General features: G+C 67.6%; 16 protein-coding genes and 1 pseudogene. 8 read left to right on the top strand and 9 right to left on the bottom strand.

The window, feature by feature from the left end:
* A pseudogene (locus ACOJSF_RS12445) lies at positions 1–684 on the bottom strand (gluconate permease); the annotation flags it as partial.
* 302 nt (positions 685–986) lie between these two features.
* On the opposite strand from ACOJSF_RS12445, the gene ACOJSF_RS12440 reads away from it, so the two are divergent.
* The 3 genes from ACOJSF_RS12440 to ACOJSF_RS12430 all read left to right on the top strand — a co-directional run bounded on the left by ACOJSF_RS12440 (position 987) and on the right by ACOJSF_RS12430 (position 2,901).
* On the top strand, positions 987–1,247 hold the full coding sequence (locus ACOJSF_RS12440; RefSeq protein WP_420142518.1) for a response regulator transcription factor: 261 nt from the start codon (positions 987–989) through the stop codon (positions 1,245–1,247).
* Positions 1,248–1,394: 147 nt separating this feature from the next.
* Positions 1,395–2,273, top strand: a complete 879-nt coding sequence (locus tag ACOJSF_RS12435; protein ID WP_420142517.1) for a 2-dehydro-3-deoxygalactonokinase — start codon at positions 1,395–1,397, stop codon at positions 2,271–2,273.
* Positions 2,266–2,901: a 2-dehydro-3-deoxy-6-phosphogalactonate aldolase gene (locus tag ACOJSF_RS12430; RefSeq protein WP_420142516.1), complete on the top strand. Its 636-nt coding sequence runs from the start codon at positions 2,266–2,268 to the stop codon at positions 2,899–2,901. The genes ACOJSF_RS12435 and ACOJSF_RS12430 overlap by 8 nt, the downstream gene beginning before the upstream one ends.
* A gap of 129 nt (positions 2,902–3,030) precedes the next feature.
* Here ACOJSF_RS12430 and ACOJSF_RS12425 read toward each other — a convergent pair whose 3' ends face one another.
* The 4 genes from ACOJSF_RS12425 to ACOJSF_RS12410 form a co-directional block, all read right to left on the bottom strand.
* The gene (locus tag ACOJSF_RS12425; RefSeq protein WP_420142515.1) at positions 3,031–7,188 is read right to left on the bottom strand and encodes a translocation/assembly module TamB domain-containing protein; all 4,158 of its coding nucleotides are present in this window, start codon (positions 7,186–7,188) and stop codon (positions 3,031–3,033) included.
* Positions 7,188–9,176 carry an autotransporter assembly complex protein TamA gene (locus tag ACOJSF_RS12420; RefSeq protein WP_420142514.1) on the bottom strand — a complete coding sequence of 663 codons (1,989 nt, stop codon included), beginning with the start codon at positions 9,174–9,176 and terminating at the stop codon, positions 7,188–7,190. Before ACOJSF_RS12420 ends, ACOJSF_RS12425 begins: the two co-directional genes overlap by 1 nt.
* A gap of 163 nt (positions 9,177–9,339) precedes the next feature.
* On the bottom strand, positions 9,340–10,542 hold the full coding sequence (locus ACOJSF_RS12415) for a M24 family metallopeptidase (RefSeq protein ID WP_420142513.1): 1,203 nt from the start codon (positions 10,540–10,542) through the stop codon (positions 9,340–9,342).
* Positions 10,539–11,801: an NAD(P)/FAD-dependent oxidoreductase gene (locus ACOJSF_RS12410; RefSeq protein WP_420142512.1), complete on the bottom strand. Its 1,263-nt coding sequence runs from the start codon at positions 11,799–11,801 to the stop codon at positions 10,539–10,541. Before ACOJSF_RS12410 ends, ACOJSF_RS12415 begins: the two co-directional genes overlap by 4 nt.
* Before the next feature lie 68 nt (positions 11,802–11,869).
* On the opposite strand from ACOJSF_RS12410, the gene ACOJSF_RS12405 reads away from it, so the two are divergent.
* Genes ACOJSF_RS12405 through ACOJSF_RS12385 form a run of 5 tightly spaced genes read left to right on the top strand, consistent with a single transcriptional unit; the run spans position 11,870 to position 17,448 of the window.
* Positions 11,870–12,793, top strand: coding sequence for a dihydrodipicolinate synthase family protein (locus ACOJSF_RS12405; RefSeq protein WP_420142511.1), 924 nt, complete (start codon positions 11,870–11,872; stop codon positions 12,791–12,793).
* Between the two features lie 11 nt (positions 12,794–12,804).
* The gene (locus ACOJSF_RS12400) at positions 12,805–13,803 is read left to right on the top strand and encodes a 4-hydroxyproline epimerase (protein ID WP_420142510.1); all 999 of its coding nucleotides are present in this window, start codon (positions 12,805–12,807) and stop codon (positions 13,801–13,803) included.
* Between the two features lie 7 nt (positions 13,804–13,810).
* Positions 13,811–14,464, top strand: a complete 654-nt coding sequence (locus ACOJSF_RS12395) for a GntR family transcriptional regulator (RefSeq protein ID WP_420142509.1) — start codon at positions 13,811–13,813, stop codon at positions 14,462–14,464.
* 17 nt (positions 14,465–14,481) lie between these two features.
* Entirely contained in the window at positions 14,482–15,909 is a 1,428-nt protein-coding gene (locus ACOJSF_RS12390) for an amino acid permease (protein ID WP_420142508.1), read from the top strand.
* A gap of 42 nt (positions 15,910–15,951) precedes the next feature.
* Positions 15,952–17,448 (top strand): amidohydrolase family protein, encoded by a 1,497-nt coding sequence (locus ACOJSF_RS12385; protein ID WP_420142507.1) that lies wholly within the window; start codon positions 15,952–15,954, stop codon positions 17,446–17,448.
* 19 nt (positions 17,449–17,467) lie between these two features.
* Here ACOJSF_RS12385 and ACOJSF_RS12380 read toward each other — a convergent pair whose 3' ends face one another.
* The 4 genes from ACOJSF_RS12380 to ACOJSF_RS12365 form a co-directional block, all read right to left on the bottom strand.
* Complete coding sequence (locus ACOJSF_RS12380) at positions 17,468–18,475, bottom strand: 2-hydroxyacid dehydrogenase (protein WP_420142506.1); 1,008 nt, start codon at positions 18,473–18,475, stop codon at positions 17,468–17,470.
* Positions 18,476–18,576: 101 nt separating this feature from the next.
* Positions 18,577–20,379 (bottom strand): DUF885 domain-containing protein, encoded by a 1,803-nt coding sequence (locus ACOJSF_RS12375; RefSeq protein WP_420142505.1) that lies wholly within the window; start codon positions 20,377–20,379, stop codon positions 18,577–18,579.
* Positions 20,380–20,393: 14 nt separating this feature from the next.
* Positions 20,394–22,037: an amidohydrolase family protein gene (locus ACOJSF_RS12370; protein WP_420142504.1), complete on the bottom strand. Its 1,644-nt coding sequence runs from the start codon at positions 22,035–22,037 to the stop codon at positions 20,394–20,396.
* An 82-nt stretch (positions 22,038–22,119) separates the two neighbouring features.
* The coding region (locus tag ACOJSF_RS12365; protein ID WP_420142503.1) for a TonB-dependent receptor domain-containing protein at positions 22,120–23,047 on the bottom strand (928 nt) is incomplete at its 5' end.

Genomic DNA, 23,047 nt, shown 5'->3' with positions numbered 1-23,047 from the left:
CGCTACCTCGACCGGCAGCGTCTCGACCACCGGGGCGGTCAAGGTGATGCCGCGCGAGATGAAACGCGCCAGCACGGGCCCCGCGATCACCGCCGTCGGCAGGCCGACGATCAGGCCGTAGAGGATCGTCCGGCCCAAGCTTGCGTCGAGCGCATCGACCGCGAGCAGCGGGCCGGGGTGCGGCGGCACCAGCGCGTGCACCACCGACAGGCCCGCCAGCGCGGGGAGCATGAGGCGCAGGCGCGCCGCATCCCCGCCGGCGGCGGCCGGTAGTGCCGCGGCGGCCGACGCGACGATCGGCAGTAGCAGCACGAGCCCGGTTTCGAAGAAGAGCGGCAGGCCGATCACCAGCGCCGTGAACAGGCTGGCCCAGGGCGCGCCCTTTACCCCGGACCAGCGCAGCGCGGCGCGCGCCAGCCCGGCGGCGCCGTCGGACAATTGCAGCATCGCGCCAAGCCCGAGGCCCAGCGCCACGACGAGGCCGGTGCCGCCGAGGATGTCGCCCGCGCCTTTCTGCACCGCCTTCGCCGTCTCGCCGATCGGCAGCCCGGCGAACAGGCCGACCGCGAAGGCGCCGCATAGCAGGCCGACGAACGGGGTCAGGCGTCCGCGGACGATCAGGACGATGGACAGCGCGATGCCGAGGATCGCGGCCAGAATCAGGCGATAATCCTCGCCGGTCATCGGGCGCCCAGCCCGCCATGGCGAACGCCGCGCGCAAGGCGCTCAATCCGGATCGGACTCACGATCATCCCCCTCTCTTCATCCCATGGCCTGTCGACCCGGCGGGCCGCGGCTGCTTTCCAAAAGTTGTAGAACAGGTTCCGGCGGTTTTCACCTTAAATTATAGGCACTCCCTGAAATCGATCCGCCAAAAGGGGGTTGAACCTGTCCAACAAATGCAGCTAGGGGAAGCGCTATCGGGCGTCTCGACAGCCGGCAGAGATCGGCATGCGCTCGGCTCAAACAAGCCAGGGAGAGGCCAGATGCACGCCAGCGTCGATCATAGCGACACGAACATTTCGCGCGCTCGCGCAGCGGCCGCGCCCGCCACCCCGCCGCGCCTGACTCCGACGCAGCGCAAGGTGCTGCAGGGCGTCTATTCGGGCCTGCTCAACAAGCAGATCGCGTTCGATCTCGGCATCGCCGAGGCGACGGTGAAGGCGCATATGACGGCGCTGATGCGCAAGCTGAACGTCCGCAACCGCACGCAGGTGGCGATGGTCGCCAAGGATCTCGGCTGGTAAAACGCCGCGCGGAATCTCCTGGCTCGGCATCAGCGTAGGGGGGCAACGTCCCGCCTCACTTTGATCTGGCCATGAGAGGGTGGCCATCCTAGGCGTCCGTTCGAATAGGAAGGCTCATCGTCCGGGCCGATCTTCGACGGGGCGCGCATGGCCGACGGATCTTATCTCGCGATCGACTGGGGGACGACCAACCGTCGCATCTACCTGATGGATCGGGCCGGCACGGCGCTGGAGGCCGAGCGGGACGACCGGGGCGTCCTGATGCTGTCCGTCGACGATTATCCAACGGAAATCGACCGCCTGCGCGCGCGGTTCGGCGCGATCCCGATCATCGCCGCCGGCATGGTGGGATCGACACGCGGCTGGCGTGACATTCCTTACGTGGAGGCCCCGGCGGGGATCGAGACGCTGGCGCGTGCCGTGATCTGTATGCCCGCAGCCGATGTCTGGATCGTCCCCGGTGTTTCGATCGTCGCGCCGGGGCGCGCAGACGTGATGCGCGGCGAGGAGGTGCAGGTGCTTGGCGCGGCACGCGCGGGGCTTGCGCCGGCGGATGCGCGCTTCTGTCAGCCCGGAACGCATAACAAGTGGATCCGCGTCGCGGGGGCGCGGATCGTCGACTTCTCCACCGCGATGACCGGCGAACTGTTCGCTCTGCTGCGCGACCATAGCGTGCTGGCCGAGATGATGCGCGGGCCCGTCACCGATGGCCCCGCATTCCGCGATGGCGTGGAAGCGGGGCGGGGCGGGGGCCTGCTGACCGCCCTGTTCGGGGTACGCGCGGGCGTGCTGTTGGGCCGCCTCGACCGCGCCGACGCGGCCGCCTTTGCGAGCGGACTGCTGATCGGTGCCGACGTGGCGGCGCAGCTTGCCCCGGGCGACGTGATCCATGTCCTGTCGGGCGGGACGCTCGGCACGCTTTATACAAGCGCGATCGAACTGCTGGGCGGCGTTGCGGTCCCCGTCGATGCCGAGGCCGCGTTCCTCGCCGGCATCCATCTCGTGAAGGAAATGCTTGATGCCTGATGCCCTGTCCCTCTTCCGGCGGGCGTTCGCCGATTGCCCGATCGTCGCGGTGCTGCGCGGCCTGACGCCCGACGAGGCCGAGCCGATCGGCGATGCGCTGATCGAAGCCGGGATTACGATCCTCGAAGTGCCGCTCAACTCGCCGCAGCCGTTCGACAGTATCGGGCGGCTCGCGCGCCGCCACGGCGATCGCGCGCTGATCGGCGCGGGGACCGTGTTGACCCGCGCCGAGGTCGGTGCAGTGGCCGCCGCCGGCGGACGGCTGGTGGTCTCGCCCAACAGCGATGCGGCGGTAATCGCCGAGGCGGTCGCCGCGGGGATGGTCTCGCTCCCGGGTTTCTTCACGCCGAGCGAAGCATTCGCCGCGCTGGCCGCCGGTGCCCATGGCCTCAAGCTCTTTCCGGCGGAGGGAGCGTCGCCAGCCTTCCTGAAGGCGCAGCGCGCGGTTCTGCCGCGTGACGTGCCGGTGCTGGCGGTGGGGGGGATCACGCCCGAGGTCATGCCCGCGTGGCGCGCGGCGGGCGCGGACGGCTTCGGTCTGGGATCGAACCTTTATCGCAGCGGCAAGTCGCCGCAGGAAACGGCGGAGGATGCCGCGCGCTTCGTGGCAGTTGCGCGGGCGCTTTAACGCCACGATACCATTACTGTTCGGAAGGGCGACGGTCGCCGGTGGGAAACGCGCCTTACGCCGGCGACCGTCTTTCTTCGCTCTATCGGCCGAAGCTTAAAAAAGAGCAAAGAATTCGGGCATTCTGCATCAATAGGTCTTGCGATAGCGGAGGCTGACGTTCGAGCCGCCGAACGATCCGGTCTGGCTCAGCACGCTCAGCGCCCGTGACAGCGAGATTTCGAGCTGCGTGGCGGTAAAGCCGCGCGCGTCGGTCACGACCTCCACATAGACATCGTTGGAGATGTACTTTCCGGCGGCGAGCGCGGTGCCCCGGCCGGCGCTTTCGTCCGAACCCAGCACGCGTAGCCGGTCGACGCCCGATACGCTGCGCAGCTTGCCGAGCGGGTTCAGCCCGCCGCCGCCCGATCCGCGCAGCGAGTTGAGCGCGCTCGCCAGCTGGATCGCCTGCATCGGCGACAGCGAGGTGACCGAACTGCCGAACAGCAGGCGCGACAGCACCTCGTCCTGCGGCAGCGCGGGCGAAGAGGTGAACGCAATCTGCGGCGCCTGCGCATAGCCGGTGATGTTGATCGTCGCGGTGACATCCTCGACCGTGGTGTTGGCCGAGATGTTGAGCGCGGGGTTGAGCAGCGGCCCTTGGAAGGTGACGACGCCGTTACCGATGTCGAAGCGGCGGCTGGCGAAGCTGTATGTGCCGCGCACCACCTCGAGCCGTCCGACCACCGATGGCGTGGTCGCCGTGCCGGTGACGCGCATGTTGGTGCGCCATTCTGCTTCGAGCCCCATGCCTTCGACGAAGATCTGGTTGTCGGCGCGGATACGGATGTCGAGCTTCCAGTTGCTCGGCAGCGCGGCGCCATCGTCCGGCTTGGCGACGGGCACGCCCTTGCGGCGCACGCCGGTCAGTTCGGGCACCGACGCGCCGCCCTGCATCACGATGCGATAGCGCGCCTCGGGAATGGACAGGGTGCCCTGGATGAGCCCGCCCTGCGCCTTGCTGTTGGTGACCGTGATCGTGCCGCTTGCCTCGGCGTTCAGATCGTCGCCGCCGGCCAGTCGCGCGCGGTCGAGCACGACTCGGACATCCATCGGGAAGCCGCTCGCCGCATCGAGCCCGACCCGCCCGCTGGCGTTGATGCTGCCGTCGCCCGCGCGCGCGGTAAGCCGGTTGAGCAGCAGTTCGGATTGGGTGAAGCGGCCGTCGATCGCCATCCGCGACAGCACCGTCCCGAACGCCTCATTCTCGTAGCGTAGCGCATCGGCGCGGATCAGGCCGGTGACGCGGGGCTGTTCGAGCCGCCCGCCGAAATCCGCGCCGATCGCGATCGGCCCCGACAAAGACTGGCGCCCGATCCCGGTCAGCGTCCACAGCACTTCCGCCGGCCCGTTATAGCGGATCCCGCCCGACAGGGGTGCCGCGAACAGACGTTCGCTGAGCGATGCGCCAGCCCCGAGCGGCGCGAGGCGTGCCTGCATCCGGCCCACCGTTGCGCCGCTCCGGCGGATGAGCGCGCGGGCGTCGCCGCTGCTCTCGTTCAGCGTGGCCAGCAGCGCGATGTCGACGGGCTGCGATACGGTGAGAGCCGCCGTGCGGGTGAAGCCGTTGAGGTCGATCCGCGCGCGCAGATCGGGGACCGTGCCGCGCGCGACATAGTCGAGCGTTCCGGATGCCTTGCCGCCGAGCCCGAGGTCCGGCGCGAACGCGTTGACGATCGACAGGTCGAGCGCGCGCATCACCGCGCGGGCGCGCGTCTGATCGCCGCCGAACGCGCCGCTCACCTCGACCTGGCCCTGCGGCAGGACCAGTGTCGCGGGCGCCAGCTGCCAGCCGGCGGCGCTGCGGGTGACCACCGCCGGGCTGGCGAGGCGCACGGCGATGCCGTTGAGCGTGCCGCGCAAATTGGCGAGGATACGGTCGGGCGACAGTGCGGCCTGGGCGGCAAGGTCGAACGGCGCACCCGCCTGCCCGCCGGTGGCGGTCAGAGCGACGCGCCCACTGCCATTGGCATAGTTGATCCGGCCGCGCGCGCGCTGGATCGCGAACGTGCCCTGCCGAATTTCGGCCAGCGCGAACTGTCCGGTGATCGACGGGCCGCTGTCGGGAAGCAGGATCGCCGCCGTCACCACGCCGCTGCCGATCGTGATCGGGACGGGGCCGGGCAGGCCCGCCGCCGATGCGCGCAGGTCCAGATCGGCGCGCTGCACGCTGCCGGCGGCCGCCAGCCGGACCGCGCCTGACAATCCGCGCCCATTGATCGTCAGCGTGCCGGCGAAAGGACCGGCGGCCGTCTGCGCGACGCGACCGGCGATGCGGATCCCCGCGACGGTCGCGTTGGTGATATTGAGACTGGTCGCGCCCGCGCTCGTGTCGAGCAGCACGTCGACCGCGAGCGGACCATAATCGGACTGCCCCGTCGCGCGGACGCGGTAGCCGCGCCCGGTGCCGACCAGGCTCGCGTCGAGATCGACCAGACCCAGTCCAACGCCGGGTCGCGCCGCGCGCAGCCGCGCCACGGGCTTGGCGACCGTTCCCGACACGTCGAGCAGCAGCGGACCATAGGCGGTCGACTGGCCAGCCGCGCGGAAGCCGATCCGTCCGTCGGGGCGATAGAAACCGCGCCCACTGGTGATGCGGAACTTGGGCGCGGTAATCCGCAGATTGTCGATCACGCCCCCGCCGGCGAGGTCATAGCCCACATCGGCGGTAATGAGCGCGTTTCCGCCGAGCTGGTCGCGGACCGACGCATTGTCGATCCGCCGCGTCACGATCCGGACCTTGCCCCGCACCGCGAAGCCGCCGTCGATGCCCGGCACGAGGCGAGCGTCGGTCAGGAGGTTGATCCGGCCGAGGCCGTTCACCTGATAGTCGTTCACCCGGCCCTTCAGCGCGCCGGTATAGGTGCCCTTGGAAAGATCGGCGAGCAGGATCGCGGTCGCATCGATCCGGTCGGACCGGACGCGCAGATTGTCGGTCGCGACCTTGCCGTCCTGATAGGCGATGTCGCCGTCCAGCCGAAGGTTGGTGAGCAGCCCGCCGGCGGCGGCGTTGAGCCCGCTCACGGCGCGCGCCGTGGCATGGACCGGCACGACGATGCGATCGCTATCGATCCTCGCCTTGCCGCTCGCGGTCAGCCCGACAACGCGCGTGGCGTCGAAGCCGACATAGTCGGCCACCACGCGGTAATCGATCGTCGGCGTGGCGAAGGCGCCGTCGAGCGTCGCGCTGAGCCGCAGATTGCGCGCCGAGACGTTGGGCGCGATCGATCCCGGCTTCAGCACGGCGGCGGTGACGGTGAAATTGCCGAGCCGGCTCTCCGCCAGATCGATCAGGCCCGCCGCGTCGAGCGCGAAGGCGTCCGATCGCGCCACCAGCTTCGTATCGACCCGGCGTTCGGCCAGCCGGGTGGTGAGGTCGAGGCGGATCGCAGGCTCGGTCAGCCGCGCGGCCGGGCCGGTCAGGATCAGGTTGGGGCGCACCTCGCCGACCGTGCGGAAGGTGCCGTCGCGCCCTTCCACGTCGAGCGCGGCGAGCGGCTGCCCCCCAAGAGATCCGGTCGCCTTGCCCGTCCAGTGCGCCCAGTCGCCGCTGCCGCCGACCGACAGGAGGAGCGGTTTGCCGAGCCCGGCATAGCTGTCGACCAGCCCGCCCCTGGGCGCCGCGAGCCGCGCGTCGAGCGCGAAGCGATTGGCGCCGGGGACGGCGTCGAGCGTCAGCCGCAGCCGGTCGCCCCCCGCCACCCCGGCGGCGCGGCGCGCATCGGCGGCGAGGCGGAGCTGCGCGCGCCCGTCGGCGATCTCCGCCGCGCCGTCGAGGCTGACGACATGCCGCCGGCCGGTCACGGGCGGCTGCACGAACAGGCGCCCGACATGCAGCTTCGCGATCGTCAGGTCGATGTCGGGCAAAGTCGGCGCGTTCGGATCGGACGGCACCGCCTTCAATGCCGGCCGGCGCGCGAGCGTCATCGTCTCGGCCGAGAAGAGACGGACATCGATCTTCGAGTGGAGGTATGCGAAGGGCCGCCAGTCGACCGTCAGTTCGGGAATGGTCAGGAACGCGCCCTGCGGATCGCGCACCTCGACATCGCGCAGGACCATTCGCCCATAGATCGATCCCTCGATCCGGCTGGTGCGGAAATTGAGCCCGGATTCGGTCGTGAACCCGCCAAGCTGGTCGGCGATGAAGCGCTTGCCCGGCTGCGTGTTGAGTCCCAGCATGATCGCGGCGACCAGCAGGATCAGGCCGACGGCGACGATGCCCGCCCATTTGAGGATGCGCAGCGCCATCAGAATGCCTGCCCGATCGAGATATAGACCGCGACCTTGGACTCGCCCGGCCGGCGATTGAGCGGGGTGGCGACATCGAGGCGGAATGGCCCGAAGTTCGTATAGTAACGCGCGCCGATGCCGAGGCCGTAGCGCATCCCGCTGAGCGACGGGGTCGAGCTTTCGCCCACGCGGCCCGCGTCGAAGAAGGGCACGACCCCGTAATCGCCGAAGCGGTAGCGTGCCTCGACCGCGAATTCGGTGACCGAGCGGCCGCCGATCGGATCGTTGTTCACGTCTTTCGGCCCGAGCTGCTGATAACCGAAGCCGCGTACCGATCCGCCGCCGCCCGAATAGAGCCGGCGCGACGGCGCGATGTCGTCCCGCGCCGCGCCGACGATCGATCCCACGCGCGCGCGGCCCGCGATGACGAGGCTGTCCATCAGGGGATAATAACTGCTCGTCTCGACCAGCATGCGGGCGTAGCTGTCGAAGCCGCCGCCACCGGTGCGCTTCTGCGCCTCGGGACTCAGCCGGGCATTGACGCGGACGCCGCGCGTCGGATCGAGCAGGCTGTCCGATCCGTCATAGCCGCCCTGCAGCGGCAGCGCGGCGATCAGGTAAGTGCTGCGCGGCCGGCTGAAATCCTCGGGATCGTACGGCGTTTCGCGCGTCGCGGTCAGCTCGGCGCCGATCGAATAGGTCCAGCGCTTCTGCCAGATCGGGGTCGATTGCCGCGACAGGCTGGTGCCCAGCGTGATCGTCTCGGCATCGAACGCATCGAAGCGCTGGCGGCTGACGGTTGCCCCTGCCTGGAAAGTGCGGTCACGCAGGCCGGCGTTCGAGCGACGGAACGTCGCGCCGACCGCCTGCTGCTGCGTGCCGACCGTCGCATCGACGATCAGCGCGCCTTCGGGTGGGAACAGGTTGCGGTGTTCCCACGAGCCCATCACCTTGATGCCTTCGCCGGTGCCGTAGCCCCCGCTGGCGGCCAGCGTGCGCGGCCGCCCGCGCGACTGGCGGACGAGCAGGTCGACCGTCTCGGTCCCGTCGGGCTGGATCTCTCCGGTGCGCACGGGCTCGATCGCGACGGTGGACAGCAGGCTGGTGGCGATCAGCGCCTGGCGGAGATCGTCAACCTTGCGATTGTCATAGGTCTCCCCGGCATCGAAGCGGGGGAAGACGTTGAGGTGATCCAGCGCGAAGACGGGATCGCCCTCGGTCCGGAGCGCGCCGAAGCGCGACTTGGGGCCACTTTCGACCGGCAAGGTGTAATCGCCGGTCACCGTGGCCGGATCGAGCACGATGTCGCGTTGTCCGACCTTGACGAAGGGGTAGCCGCGTTCGGGCAGGCGCAGCATCACCCGCGCCTCGGCTTCTTCCACGGCGGCCGCGACGATCGGCTGGCCGCGCTTCAGTTCCAGCGCGTCGCGCGCATAGCCATAGGGCTCGGGCTCAAGCCCGGTAATCGTGATCGCTTCGAACTTGTAACGGCTGCCGGGTGCGGCGGTGATGGTCACCGGCACGCTCGCACCCGGCGCGGCCGATTGCGGCAGGGCCAGCGTGGCGACGCCGTCATAATAGCCTTCCGAATGCATCAGCCGTTCCGCCAGGCCGACATCCTCCTGCGCGCGCGCGCGGATCTGCGCCGCATTGGCGGCTTTTTTGCCGTCGTTGAGCAAGGCGGACAGGCTGCGGAACTCGTCCTCCAGCCCGACTTGCTTCAGCCCCTCGACCCTCAGCGTATAGGGAATGCGACGCGGCGCTTCCCCGGAGGCTGCCTCGACGGTGGTCGGCGGAGGTGGCGTTAGGTCGAAGCCCGCGAGCGGGGGCAGCGGCTGTTCCAGCTCGGGCGCTGGAGTCTCGGCGACGGGCGGCTCGGCCGCGGGCGGTGCGGCGGTTTCGTCCAGCGGGGGCAGCGCGGCGTCGAATTCCGCATCGTCACTGGGAAGTGTCGCGGCCGGTGCGGATTCGGGCGTTTGCGCGCAGGCCGGCACGGCGGTCGCCATCCAGGCCAGACATAACGCGCCGACCGCACCAACTTCGGACGCCTTCAAGACGGCGGCACTCCCCCAAGATCGTCCAGGACGGACCAAGGGCAAATCCTTGGAACCGGCGGGAGTTCCGCCCAAACCGTACGAACAAGGCCGATCGTTACGGGAACGCGGTCTGTCAGCCGAACGGGCGATCGATCGACGGCGAGGGGATCGTGAACCAGCGGGGACCCGCGTCGGTCATGTAGAAATGATCCTCCAGCCGCACGCCGAAACGGTCGGGCACGACGATCATCGGCTCGTTGGAGAAACACATTCCGGGCGCCAGCGGCGTCCTGTCGCCGCGCACGAGATAAGCAGGCTCGTGGATCGACAGGCCGATGCCGTGCCCGGTGCGATGCGGCAGGCCGGGCAGGCGGTAGTGGGGCCCGAGACCTGCCGCTTCCAGCACGCGCCGCGCGGCATGATCGACCGCCTCGCACGGGCTGCCCAATTGTGCCGCGTCGAACGCCGCCGCCTGCGCCTGGTTTTCGAGCTCCCAGATTCGCCTCTGCTCATCGTCGGGCTCGCCGAAGACGTAGGTACGCGTGATGTCCGAATGATAGCCCTGGATGATGCAGCCTGTGTCGATCAGCACCATGTCGCCTTCGGCCAGCGTGGCATCTCCCGGCAGGCCGTGCGGAAAGGCCGTCGCGCGCCCGAACTGAACGATTGCGAAGCCGTTGCCGCCTGGCGCGCCGATCGCGCGGTGCGCCTCGTCGAGGAAGCGCACGACCTCGCTCGCGCGGATGCCTGGACGGAGGATGCGCGCCGCGCGGCGGTGGACCTCGAACGTCATCCACTTGGCCTGCTGCATCAGCGCCAGCTCGGCGGCGGATTTGTACATCCGGCAGCCGTCGACCACCGGGCTCGCCTCGCCCAAATCGAGCGACGGCGCCACGCGCCGAAGCCGCTCCACGAACAGGAACGCCATGGCGGGATCGATCGCGAGTCGCGTCGCGCCGCGCTCGCGCAATGCGTCCGCGATCAATTCGGACGGGCTTTCATCCTCTTCCCACAGGCGCAGGTCGGCGGCGATCGTCAGGTCCGCCTCCAGCGTGCCGCGCTCGAACCGCGGTGCGATGACGATCGGATCGCCGGCAGGGGTCAGCAGCATCGCCACCAGCCGCTCGCTCTGTCCCCAGGGGATGCCCGCGAAGTAGCGCAGCGACGCGCCCGCGCCGATCAGCAGCGCGTCGATCTTCTCCTCGGCCATGATCTGGCGCGCGCGTTCGATGCGCCGGCGATATTCATCGTGCATGATGGTGGGCGCGGGATCGGCCCATGGCCGAATGGCGGAAAGCTCACGCGCGGCGTCCGATCCGCCGATGCCGTTGGTCATGCAAGGCCTCCAAACCGGGCGATGTCAAAGGGGGCGAGGTCCACGGGGGGGGCGGCGTCGGTGGCCAGCGCCACCACCGCCTCGGCCGTCACGGCGGCGAGGGTGAGGCCCAGATGCTGATGCCCGAAGGCGTAGATCAGCGACGGGTGCGCGCGGCTCCGTCCGATCGCGGGCAGATAATCGGGCAGGGTCGGGCGCCCGCCCATCCACTCGCGCCCCGGCATGCGGAAGGAGAGGCCGAGCGCGGCGACGTGGCTGCGCAGCCGCGCCCATTTGCGCGGGTCTGGCGGGCTGTCGGGGCGGCCGAACTCCACGAAGCTGGCCGCGCGTAGGCCCGACCGGAAGCGCGTCACGATCATCGCGCGGTCTTCATAGACCACTGGCGGCATGTCGGCCGGCCAATCGGTATCGGCGGACTGGATATGATAGCCGCGCTCGGCGATCAGCGGGACGCGATAGCCGAGCGGCGACAGCAGCGCGTCGCTTCTCGCTCCCGCCGCGACGACCACCAGATCGGCGTCGAGCCGGCTGCCGTCGGACAAAGTGACCGACGCACCTTCGGCGGTCGCGCTTATCCGTTTCACGGTGTCGATCCGCACCACGCCGCCCTCGACTTTGAAGGCGGTGCCGAGCTGGTCCGACAGGTCGCCCAGATCGGTGATCTGGCCGCTGCCGGTGAAGCGGATCGCGCCAGCGATGGGGGCGGTGCCGAGTGCGCGAAGGCGTGTCACGTCCTCCTCGCTTGCATCGCGGACGGCGGCGGTCCCCGTGGGGGCTGCCTTCCAGCGCGCGGCCCCCTCCCGCGCGGTCTTGGCGGATTCCCACACGACGAAATGCCCGTCTTCGCGCAGGAGCGCGCGCGCGCCCGCCTGATCGAGCAAGGCGCGCCAGGCGGGCATGGCCCGGTCCAGCAGCGCCGTCAGCGCAGCACGACCCGCCGCGAACCGCCGTGGGCCACTTGATCGCAGCATGCGAAGCGAAAAGGACAGCCAGACCCCGATATCGCGCAGCGGCAGGCCCAGTGCGCCGCCGCGCCAGAAAAGCCGACGCGGAAAGGAGCGGATCGTGGCCCATGACGCGAGCGGCTCGACCTGCTCGACCGCGATATGGCCCGCATTCCCGCGAGACGCGGGCGGTGGCGCGGCGCGATCCACGATGGTTGTGGCGATCCCGGAACATTGTAGGCGGAAAGCGATCGATTGGCCTACGATTCCGCCGCCGATCACGATGGCGCTTCGGGGCTTCGCTGGCAAACGCATGTTTGGACTTGGCATTCTCATTTCTTATACCGTATACGATACACAGTCCAACGGAGGTTCGAAAATTCATGCCCGCGTCGTCGACCCTGTGGCAGGGTGTCTATCCTGCCGCCACCACACAGTTCGCGCCCGATCTTTCGATCGATCATGACGCCACGCAGAAGGTGCAGAGCGCGCTGGTCGAAGACGGAGTCGACGGCCTCATCATCCTGGGTACATGCGGTGAGAACAATTCGCTCGAGCCGGACGAGAAGCGCAAGGTTCTGGCCGGCGCGGTCGAGGCGGTCGGGGGCAAGGTGCCGCTGGTCGCCGGCGTGTCCGAATTCACCACGGCGCGGGCGATCGATTATGCACGCGACGCGGAAGAGATCGGCGCCGACGCGCTGATGCTGCTGCCCGCGATGGTCTATGTGCCGACGACGGAGGAACTGGTCGCGCATTTCAAGGCGGTGGCGGAAGCGACCTCGCTCCCGATCATGCTCTACAACAATCCGCCGGCCTATCGCGTCAATGTCAGCTTCGAGGCGCTCGACGCATTGAACGACGTGAAGAACATCGTCGCGGTCAAGGAAAGCGCGCCCGATCCGCGCCGCTTCACCGACGTGTTCAACCGTTTCGGCGACCGTTATACGGTCATGGCCGGCTTGGACGATGTCGCGCTCGAAGGGCTGATGCTGGGCGCGAGCGGATGGGTTTCCGGCCTGACCAGCGCATTCCCCAGCGAGTCCGTCCGGCTCGTCGCCGCGCTCAAGGAAGGCAAGTTCGACGAGGCGCTGGCCATCTATCGCTGGTTCATGCCGCTTCTCCACCTCGACGCCGAGCATGACCTCGTCCAGTCGATCAAGCTGGCCGAGCAGATCATGGGTCGGGGCTCCGAACGGGTGCGCATGCCGCGCCTGCCGCTGTCGGGTCAGCGCCGTGCCGACGTGACGGCCTGGGTCGAAAAGTGCGCGGCCACCATGCCTAGCAAGCAGGTTTTGGTCGCCGCCTGAGGACTAGGCCGATGCGGCACACTTTCTTCTGCATTGACGGTCACACGGCCGGTAATCCCGTCCGGCTCGTCGTCGGGGGCGCTCCGCTGTTGCGGGGCGCCTCGATGGGCGCACGGCGGATGGATTTCCTGGAGCGGTTCGATTGGATCCGCACCGGTCTTTGCTTCGAACCGCGCGGGCATGACATGATGTCGGGCGGGTTCCTCTACCCGCCGACGCGCGACGATGCCGACATCGGCATCCTCTTCATCGAAACGAGCGGCTGCCTGCCGATGTGCGGGCACGGCACGATCGGCATGGTGACGTTCGGGCTGGAACACGGCCTGATCACCCCGCGCGAGCCCGGGAAACTGCGGGTCGAGGTGCCGGCCGGCATCATCGACATCGAATATGGACAGGACGGCGACAAGGTCACCTTCGTCCGCATCCGCAACGTACCGGCCTTCCTCGCCAGACGCGGGATCGAGATCGACGTGCCGGGCTTCGGTCCATTGTCGGTGGACGTGAGCTATGGCGGCAATTTCTACGCGATCATCGAGCCGCAGGGTCCCTATACCGGGCTCGACGATCTGGGCGCGTCGCGCATCGTGGAACTGAGCCGCATCATCCGCCCGCTGATGCAGCAGGCCTATGAGCCGGTGCATCCGCTGGACGACCGTATTCGCGGCGTCAGCCATGTGATGTGGACCGATGCGCCGCGCACGCCAGATGCGGACGGGCGCAACGCCGTCTTCTACGGCGAGCGCGCGATCGACCGCAGCCCGTGCGGCACGGGTACGTCCGCGCGCCTGGCGCAACTCGCGGCGACCGGCCGGCTGCAGGTTGGCGACCGCTTCGTTCACGAAAGCTATATCGGCAGCCGCTTCATCGGGCGGGTCGAGGACGAGACTTTGCTGGGCGAGGTGCCCGCGATCATTCCGTCGATCGAAGGATCTGCGGTTTCGACCGGTTTCAATACGATCTGGATCGATCGATCGGAGCCCTTCTGGAAAGGATTTTCGGTGGTATGAGGCTGATATGAGCTTCATCATCCGAAACCTTTCCGACCAGCTTGTGGACGTCGTCCGCAACCGCATTCTTTCCGGCCTGGTCAATGACGACGAGCCGATCCGCCAGGACGCGCTCGCCGCAGAACTCGGCGTCAGCAAGATCCCGCTGCGCGAGGCGCTGACGCGGCTCGAACAGGAAGGGTTGCTGCGTTCGCAGGCCAATCGCGGTTACTTCGTCCGGCCGATGACCTCGAACGAGGCGGAGGAGGTGTACGAGCTCCGCATCAGGCTGGAGCCCGACGCCATGGCGCTGGCGGCGGTGCGCGCGACCGATGCGGAGCGCGCGCATGCCCAGTCGGTGCTCGACGCGCTGTATGAGGTCACGCACGAGCATGGCGAGGGCGTGGGCGCGTTCAACCGCGCGCTTCACCGGGCGCTCTACGCGCCGTCGGGTAAGCCGGTCACGGTCAATATCCTCGATCGGCTGCAGGTGCTGTCGGAACGTTATGTCCGCAAGCATCTGGAACCGCTCGGCCGCGATGAGCGCGCCAACGAGGAGCATCGCGAGCTCGTCCAGACCTGGTTGACGCGCGACGCCGATCGGATGCGCGCGCTGGCCTATGCGCACAACGTCAAGACGCTGGAAGATTTGCGGCTGCAGTTGCCGCAGCACCAACCATAACAAGGGGTATCACTAACGTGGCACGCACCGCCTTCGGGCCGATCAAGCGTATCGACCTGGCCCGTACCGAAGCGCATGGCGCGTTGCGTGCAACACTGAGCTGGCCCCATCTGGTGGCCCTGGGCGTCGGCGCGATCGTCGGCACCGGCATTTACACGCTGACTGGCGTGGGCGCCGAGCGCGCCGGCCCTGCCGTGATTCTGGCCTTCGCCGTCGCCGGGATCGTCTGCGCCTGCGCCGCGCTCGCTTATTCCGAACTCGCGACGCTGATCCCGACTTCGGGCAGCGCCTATACCTATACCTATTCGGTGCTCGGCGAGACGCTCGCCTGGATCGTCGGGTGGAGCCTGATCCTCGAATATTCGCTCGCCTGCTCGACCGTGGCGGTGGGATGGGGCGGCCATCTGGTCGGATGGCTCCAGTCGGCCGGCGTCGCCCTGCCGCACGCCTTTCTGGCGGGGCCGCACGACGGCGGGCTGGTCAACCTTCCGGCAGTGCTCGTGTCGCTGGCGGTCGCGGGACTGCTTATGGCCGGCACCCGCGAAAGCGCGACGGTGAACATCATCCTCGTCGCCATCAAACTCGCCGCGCTGACCGTGTTCGTCATCTTCACCGCACCTGCGTTCAACGCCGACAACCTGACCCCGTTCATGCCCTACGGCTTCGCCAGCCATGTCGAGGGCGGCGGCACCAAGGGCGTGATGGCGGCGGCGGCGATCGTCTTCTTCGCCTTTTACGGTTTCGACGCGGTCGCGACCTCTGCCGAGGAAGTGAAGCGGCCCGCACGCGACCTGACGATCGGTATCATCGGATCGATGGCGGTCTGCACGATCATCTACATGGCGGTCTGCCTCTCGGCGGTCGGCGCGCTTCACTATACCACGCTCGCCAATTCGCCCGAGCCGCTGGCGCTGGTGCTGCGCACGCTCGGCCATCCGGCGGCGTCGCATCTGGTGGCGCTGGCGGCGCTGATCGCTTTGCCGTCGGTGATCCTCGTGATGATGTACGGCCAGAGCCGCGTCTTCTTCGTGATGAGCCGCGACGGGCTGCTTCCGGGCATCATGAGCCGGGTCAATGCGCGCACCGGGACGCCGATGTTCGTCACCGGCCTGACCGGCATTTTCGTCGCGATCGTGGCGGGCTTCTTCCGCCTGGACGAAATCGCCGAGCTCGCCAATGCGGGCACGTTGCTCGCCTTCATCGCCGTCGGCGTGTGCCTGATCGTGCTGCGCAAGACGCGTCCCGAACTGCCGCGCGTGTTCCGCTGTCCCGCGCCCTATCTCGTGGGCACGCTGACCGTGATCGGCTGTCTCTACCTGATGATCAGCCTGCCGGGCATGACTTTGGTCCGCTTCGCGTTGTGGAACGTGATCGGGCTCGCCTTCTACTTCATCTACAGCCGCAGCCGCAGCCGGCTCGCGACGGGCCAGGGCGGCGAAGGCTGATCGCCGCCTAATCGATTGCCAATCCGACCGGGGGGTCAAATCATGGATATCACACGCAAGGGCTTCTTCGGGCTCGCGGCCTCGGCCATCGCGGCGGTTGCGAGCGGACCAACCGTGGCGGCCGCTCCTAAGGCGGCATCGCGCATCGCGAAGGCACGGCGCACGCTGATCCGTGGCGCCGACATCATCACGATGGACCCGAAGCTCGGCGAGATTGCAGGCGGGGACGTGCTGCTCGACGGCGGCAAGATCGCGGCCGTCGGCAAGGGGCTCAACGCCGGGGATGCCGAGATCGTCGATGGTCGCGGCATGATCCTGATGCCGGGCATGATCGACGCGCATCGCCATGTCTGGGAGGGCATGGACAATGGCGTGATCGCCAAGATCTCGCGTACCATCAACAATTACAACGAATATAAATTGCGGACGATGGTGTGCTACACGCCGGAGGACGCGTGGCTGGCGCAATATGCCAGCGCGATCCAGGCGATCGACTCCGGCGTCACCTCGCTCGTCGATTATTGCCACATCTTCCACACCGCCGAACTCGCCGAGCAGGCGGCGCGCGGGCTGATCGACTCCGGGATTGCAGGCACCTTCTGCTATCAGGTCTCGCATACGCCGACCTACAAAGCGGGTGACACGGTGCGGATGGCGGATGCCAACGCGATGCGGAATGCGGGGCCCGACGATACGCACTGGCGCACGGTCGCCTTGCTGCGCGAACGGGTGTTCACAGGCAAGGACGGGCTTGTCCGCTTCGGCCTGTGCCCCAGTCCCGGCTTCAACGGCCGCGCGCTGACCGCAATTGCGGCCGAGATGGCGCGCATCCGCACCTACGAGCCGCACATCGTTTCGCAGCACCATCATCGGTCAAAGGAGGTGCTGCCGCCGCACCTGTTCAACCAGTTCGAACAACTGGGCCCCGCCAAGCTGCTCGGGCCGGATTATCAGGTGGTGCACGGCAACGGCATGACCGATGCCGAGCTGGCGCTGTGCCGCGACAACGGGGTCATGATCGCGGCCACGACGATGGGCGAGCAGAGCTATCCGGACCCATCGATCCACGGGCGCGCGCGCGCCATGGGGGTTGCGGCGGGGATCGGCGTGGACGGCGCGCTCGCCTTCACCCACGATTATTTCCAGCACGTGCGCGGCGGCTTCTACAACCTGTTCCGCACCGATGAGGGCAAGCGGATCGCGTCGGCCTATCAGGGCGAGGATGCGCTCGACTTCGTGACCCGGCTGGGCGCGCGGGCGATCCGCGAGGACGGCGTGACCGGCACGATCACCGTGGGCAAGCGCGCCGACCTGCTGCTGCTGCGCACCGACCGGATCAATTTCCCGATCGTCGGCCCGTTTGCGGACCGGGTGGCGAATTATTCGAACCAGCCCGATATCGACACGGTGTGGATCGCCGGCATCGTGCGCAAGCGCGGGGGTGAGATGGTTGGCGTCGACATGAAGGGGCTCAAGGCACGGATCAACGCTGCCTCGACCCGCATCAACGAGCAGGGCGCGACGATCAACTTCGTGTAAGGCTTGCCTGGGGCGGGCCTCAAGCGGCCGATGGCGCGGCGAGTTGGTAGGGTAGCGGTTCCCCCCGCTCGAACCGAGCCAAGCTGTCGAGCGTGGTTCCAGCGATGGCCGACAGGGCTTCCTCGGTCAGGAACGCCTGGTGCCCTGTGACGAGCACGTTGGGAAAGGTCAGCAGGCGCTGGAGCACATCGTCGTCGATGATCTCGTTCGACAGGTCGCCGAAGAAGATGCCGGCTTCCTGCTCGTAGACATCGAGCGCCACGCCGCCCACGCGCCGCGCCTTGAGCGCATCGATCAACGCGCTCGTGTCGATCAGGGCGCCGCGGCTGGTGTTGACGATGGTCAGACCCGGTCGCGCCTGCGCCAGCACGGGCGCATCGATCAGATGGTAGGTTTCGGGCGTCAGCGGGCAGTGCAGGCTGACGATGTCCGCCTCGCGTAGCAGCGTGTCGATCGGCACGTAGCGGACGCCGATTGCTTCCAGCGGCGGATCGCGCACCGGATCGCTTGCCAGCACCTCGCATCCGAAGCCCGCGCGCAGCGCGCGGGCAACCAGCGCGCCGATTTCGCCCGTTCCGACGATTCCCGCGACGCGGCCGTGAAGATTGCGGCCGACCAGCCCGTCGAGCGCGTAATTATTCTCGCGCACGCGCGACCATGCGCGGTGGATCTTGCGATCGAGCGCCAGCAGCAGGCCGACGGTGAATTCGGCGACCGCGTGCGGGGAATAAGCCGGGACACGCGTGACGACGATGCCATGGCGCGCCGCCGCCGCAAGGTCGACATTGTTGTAGCCGGCGCATCGTAGCGCGACGATCCGCACGCCTAGCGCCGAAAGTCCGTCGATCACCCCGGCATCGAGGCAGTCGTTCACGAACACGCAGATGCCGTCGCTGCCGGCCGCGAGAGGGAAAGTTTGTGCGTCCAGCCCCGCGTCGAGGAAGATCAGATCATGCCCATAGGCCGCGTTGGCGGCTGTCAGGAACTGGCGGTCGTAGCTTCGCGCTCCATAAACCGTGACGCGCATGGACGACCTCCCGTCGGCTGATCGGCGCGGGGCGGTCCACGACGAGGGCTTTCGCTACCCCCCGGCGACGCGTCTGCGCAACCGGGGAGGCCGAATACGGTCTAATGCTGCTCGAACTCGGGCAATGCCGGATTGAAGCCGGGCGGGTTCTTGCCGCCGTCGGCGATGAACTGGTCGAGCCGCGCCTCCAGCGTGGTCAACGGGACCGATCCGATCGCCAGGATCGCGTCGTGGAACGCGCGCTGGTCGAACCGGTCGCCCAATTTTTCCTCCGCCTCCGCGCGCTTGCGCCGGATCAGCATCTCGCCAAGCTTGTAAGCGAGCGCCTGCGCGGGCCATGCGATGTAGCGATCGATCTCGGTCTCGATCTCATGCTCGCTGAGCGCTGTGTGGTCGCGCAGGTAATTCTGCGCCTGCTCGCGGGTCCAGCCATAATGGTGGATGCCCGTGTCGATCACCAGCCGGCTCGCGCGCCAGATCTCATAGGAGAGGCGTCCGAAATTCTCGTACGGCGTGTCGTACATGTCCATCTTGGTGCCCAGCCACTCGAGATAGAGCGCCCAACCCTCGCCATAACCGGAGAAGGAGGTGCCACGCCGGAAGGCCGGGCGGCGGATCGCCTCCTGCGCCACCGCCGCCTGGAAGGCGTGGCCGGGATTGCATTCGTGCAGCGTCAGCGCGGTCAGCGTGTAGAGCGGGCGCGATGGCAGGTCGTAGGTGTTCATCAGGCAGCTTTCGAGCCCGCCGCGCCCGCCCGTATAGATCGGCGCCAGACTGTCCGGCACGGGCAGGATCGCGAAGCGCCTGCGCGGCAGGAAGCCGATCGTGTCCGCCAGCTTCCCGTCGACGCGCTTCGCGACATAAGCCGAGAAGGACAGGAGCTCGCGCGGCGTCTTGGGATAGAATCGCGGATCGGTGCGCAGGAACTTGAGGAAGGCCGGCATGTCGCCCTGAAAGCCGGTCTGCGCCTTCACCTGTTCCATTTCGGCGCGGATGCGCGCGACTTCCTTGAGGCCGATCGCATGGATCTGCTCGGCGGTCAGGTCGAGCGTGGTGAACGCCTCGATCTCCGCCTGGTAGAAGGCCTTGCCGTCGGGCTCCTTCTCCGCCGCAAGCGTGGTCCGCGCCTGCTTCATATACTCGTTGCGGATGAAGGAGAGGAGCTTGGTGTAGGCGGGGACCGCCGCCTGCGCGATCGCCTGCTCGCCAGCAGCTTTCAGGCGGGCCTGTTCGGCGGCGGGAATGGCGACTGGAAACGCCTTGAACGGGCCGCTCAGCGGATTGGCATCGCCCGCCTGCAAATAGGGCTCGATCGTCTTGTCGCGGCCGGTCACTACCACGCGCGGCACGCTGAAGCCGCGCTTGAGGCCCGCGCGCATATTCGCGGTCTGCTCGTCGAAGAAGCGCGGAATGTCGCGGATCCGCGCGATGTAGTTCTCGTAGGCCTTGACCGTACCGAACCCGCCCGAGCGGGGCTGCAATCCGTCCCAGAAGAAGGTGTCGGCGTTGAACGGCGCTTCGTAGGTCTTGAAGCGCAGGTCGGTGACGAACGTCTCGATACTGCGGCGGAACACCTCCGCATTGACCTTCTCGTCGGGCGAAAGCTGGGCAAACGGAATCGCGTCCAGTTCCTTCAGCGCCGCCGTCCAATAGGCCAGGCGGCGCGCCTGCGTGGCGGGCGCGACGCTGGGCAGATGGTCGGGCGCCTCGTCCCCGCTGCTGCGCCGGCCGCGCAATCCCTCTTCCTGGCGCCACGCCCATTCGCGCTCGTAGAGCGCCTTGAGGCGGGCGTCCGCGCTGCCCGGTGCCGCCGCCGGGGCGGGGGGTGGCGTCTGCGCGGGGAGGGCGGGGGCCGATCCCAGGATCAATACCCCCGCGATGACGTGCGCGGCCGAAATACGCATACGGTCTCTTTCCGTCAGTGGGTCAGGTCGACATCTTCGATCGTCATCGGTCCGGGCGGCAAGCCGCGCGCCTGCTTCGACTTGGCGACCATGTCGCGCAATTCCGCGCGAAGCTGCTTGCCGTCGTAGAGGATGCCGTCCTTGATGGTCCACGCGATCCCGCCGACCCGCTCGACCTTGCCGGTTTCGTCGTTGAGGTGCAGCGTGCCCGTCGGCTGCAGCAGCTTGAGGTTGGCGAGCGGGTTGCCCTTGACCACCACCAGGTCCGCCTTGCGGCCGACGCGGATGGTGCCGACCTGATCCTCATGGCCCAGAACGCGCGCGCCCACCTGGGTCGCCGAATGGAGTACCTCGAGCGGGGAGAAGCCCGCTTCGCGCAGCAGTTCGAGCTCCTGCATGTAGCCGAAGCCGTAGAGGTTGTAGATGTAGCCGGAATCGTCGCCGACGGAGACGTCGCCGCCGCGGTTCTTGTACTCGTTCACGAACTGCATCCAGAGGTGGTAATTTTCCTTCCACGCCACCTCGTCCTCGGTCGACCAGTCGAACCAGTAGGATCCGTGATGCGTGCGGCTGGGCTTATAATAGTCCCACAGCGCGGGCATCGTGTAGTCGGCATGCCACGTCGCGCGGCTGGTGCGCATCAGGTCGCGGCTCGACAGATAGGCGACGAAGGTCGGGCTCAGCGCGAACTTGCGCTCGAGCAGGGTCTTCATGACCTCTTCCCATTTCTCGCTGCCCGGCGCCGATGTCTGCGCCCACAGGCGGCCGGACTCGCCGAAGCGCATCTGCTCGTCATTGTTGATGAAGTCGTTCGGCCACTTCTGCGTGCGCTTGTCGGTGAACATCGCCTCGGGCAGGCCGTACCAATGCTCCATCGAGTTCAGGCCGGCGGCTGAGGTGGTCAGCACGTTGGCGAAGAAGACGCTTGGCTGCGCATGGTGCATGGTGGTCGGCATGCCGATTTTCTTGGCTTCGTCGATCGCCGCGAACAGCACGTCCTCGGCCCCGCCGATGAACTTGATGCCGTCAGCACCGCGCCGCTTCGCCTCGTTGATCGCGGCGCGCGCCTGCACCGCGTCGTTGACCGGCGTGTTCCGGATCTTGTGGAAGAAGGGATAGATGTCGATGCGCGGCGCGACGATCTCGTTGCGCGCCGACCGCTGCTTGATGTCGACCAGCCATTCGATCGGCCGGTTGGACCCAAGTTCGCGCACCGACGTGATGCCGTTCGCGATCCACAGCTTCAGGATATAGTCCGACGGAACGCCCTGCGGATCGCTCAGATCATGCAGATGGACGTGCGAATTGACGAACCCCGGCATGACGTAATGCCCGGTCAGGTCGAGCTCATAGTCGCCCTTGGCGGCGCGCGACGAGGGATCGATCGCCTTCGGCGCGCCGATCGAGCGGATTTCCGCGATGCGATCCCCCGACAGGACGATGTCAACCGGACCCTGCGCCGGGGCGCCGGTGCCGTCGATCATGGTGACGTTGCGCAGCACCACCCGATTGTACGGGCCGACGCCCATGGTGCGCTTTGGAATAGGGTCGGCGACCGGCGCGCCGGCGGGAGCGGCGGCAAACGCGCCGCCGACCGATCCGGCGACGACAGCGATCCCGGCGGCAGCGCCGAGCAGATATTTTGAGAGAGCCTTCATTCTATCCCCCTGGGGTTTGGTCACGGTCTGGCGCCGAGCGCAAAAAAAGAGGGGGTCCGGTGGGACCCCCTCTCTCGATCGATCAAAACTTCAGTCGGGCGCCGGCGAAGAAGCGGGTGCCCATAACGTCGTAGAGCGACACGTCGACATTGGCGTCGCCGACGAAGGTCGTGCCGAGGATCGGCGGCTGCTTGTCGAAGATATTGTCGACGCCGCCGAAGAAGGTGAAGTTGTCGTTGACCTTGAAGTTGGCCGACAGATCGAAATACCAGACCGGGTCGACCTTGCCGATGTTGGTGACGACCGTGCGATACGGCTTGATCGAGCCGACCATCCGGCCCTGCGCCCGCACGTTGAGCGGACCGTTGTCGTAGCTCGCGCTCAGGTTGAGCTTGAAGTCGGGGATGATGAACCCGCCATTCGCCTGCGAGCAGCCACCGCCATAATAACCCGCGCAATCCAGCGGGATGGCGGTCGAAAGCGTCTGGATCGACCGTTCGAACATCCAGCTCCCGACGCCCTGCAGGGCAAGTGACGCACCCTGACCCAGGAAGGTGGGCAGTGACGTGCGATAGTCGATCTGGGCGTCGAGGCCGCGCGCCTTGATCGAACCGATATTCTGCAGGTTGACGCTGATATAATCGATCTGGCCGTTCGGCAGGCGGCGGATCGCCTGGCACGTCACGCTGTTGTTGTTCTGATTGGCCAGGCAGTCGTTCAGCGTCTGGATGTTGTTGATCGAAGCGACCGCATCGTCGATCTTGATGTTGTAATAGTCGACCGTCAGGTTGAGGTTGCGAAGAAACGGCGGGGAGATGACGCCGCCGATCGTGTAGGTCTTGCTGGTTTCTTCTCGCAGGGCGGGGTTGCCGCCGGTCTGCTGCTGCATGCCGAGCGCCGACTGATAGAAATTATCGATGTCGCCGGCCGGAACGCCCGTCGCCACGCAGATCGCCTTGACCGCCGCACTCCGCGTGTCCGTCGTGGAAGACGTGCGAGCGCAGGGATCG

Source organism: Sphingomonas sp. (genome assembly GCF_048594985.1).
GTDB lineage: Bacteria > Pseudomonadota > Alphaproteobacteria > Sphingomonadales > Sphingomonadaceae > Sphingomonas_I.
The sequence above is the reverse complement of the archived record's forward strand: the minus strand, read 5'-3'. Positions and strand labels throughout refer to the sequence as shown.

What these genes read in the sequence shown, in the direction of transcription:
- ACOJSF_RS12440 (WP_420142518.1), top strand. Translation starts at nt 987, where the DNA reads ATGCACGCCAGCGTCGATCATAGCGACACGAACATTTCGCGCGCTCGC.
- ACOJSF_RS12435 (WP_420142517.1), top strand. Translation starts at nt 1,395, where the DNA reads ATGGCCGACGGATCTTATCTCGCGATCGACTGGGGGACGACCAACCGT.
- ACOJSF_RS12430 (WP_420142516.1), top strand. Translation starts at nt 2,266, where the DNA reads ATGCCTGATGCCCTGTCCCTCTTCCGGCGGGCGTTCGCCGATTGCCCG.
- ACOJSF_RS12425 (WP_420142515.1), bottom strand. Translation starts at nt 7,188, where the DNA reads ATGGCGCTGCGCATCCTCAAATGGGCGGGCATCGTCGCCGTCGGCCTG.
- ACOJSF_RS12420 (WP_420142514.1), bottom strand. Translation starts at nt 9,176, where the DNA reads ATGGCGACCGCCGTGCCGGCCTGCGCGCAAACGCCCGAATCCGCACCG.
- ACOJSF_RS12415 (WP_420142513.1), bottom strand. Translation starts at nt 10,542, where the DNA reads ATGACCAACGGCATCGGCGGATCGGACGCCGCGCGTGAGCTTTCCGCC.
- ACOJSF_RS12410 (WP_420142512.1), bottom strand. Translation starts at nt 11,801, where the DNA reads ATGCGTTTGCCAGCGAAGCCCCGAAGCGCCATCGTGATCGGCGGCGGA.
- ACOJSF_RS12405 (WP_420142511.1), top strand. Translation starts at nt 11,870, where the DNA reads ATGCCCGCGTCGTCGACCCTGTGGCAGGGTGTCTATCCTGCCGCCACC.
- ACOJSF_RS12400 (WP_420142510.1), top strand. Translation starts at nt 12,805, where the DNA reads ATGCGGCACACTTTCTTCTGCATTGACGGTCACACGGCCGGTAATCCC.
- ACOJSF_RS12395 (WP_420142509.1), top strand. Translation starts at nt 13,811, where the DNA reads ATGAGCTTCATCATCCGAAACCTTTCCGACCAGCTTGTGGACGTCGTC.
- ACOJSF_RS12385 (WP_420142507.1), top strand. Translation starts at nt 15,952, where the DNA reads ATGGATATCACACGCAAGGGCTTCTTCGGGCTCGCGGCCTCGGCCATC.
- ACOJSF_RS12380 (WP_420142506.1), bottom strand. Translation starts at nt 18,475, where the DNA reads ATGCGCGTCACGGTTTATGGAGCGCGAAGCTACGACCGCCAGTTCCTG.
- ACOJSF_RS12375 (WP_420142505.1), bottom strand. Translation starts at nt 20,379, where the DNA reads ATGCGTATTTCGGCCGCGCACGTCATCGCGGGGGTATTGATCCTGGGA.
- ACOJSF_RS12370 (WP_420142504.1), bottom strand. Translation starts at nt 22,037, where the DNA reads ATGAAGGCTCTCTCAAAATATCTGCTCGGCGCTGCCGCCGGGATCGCT.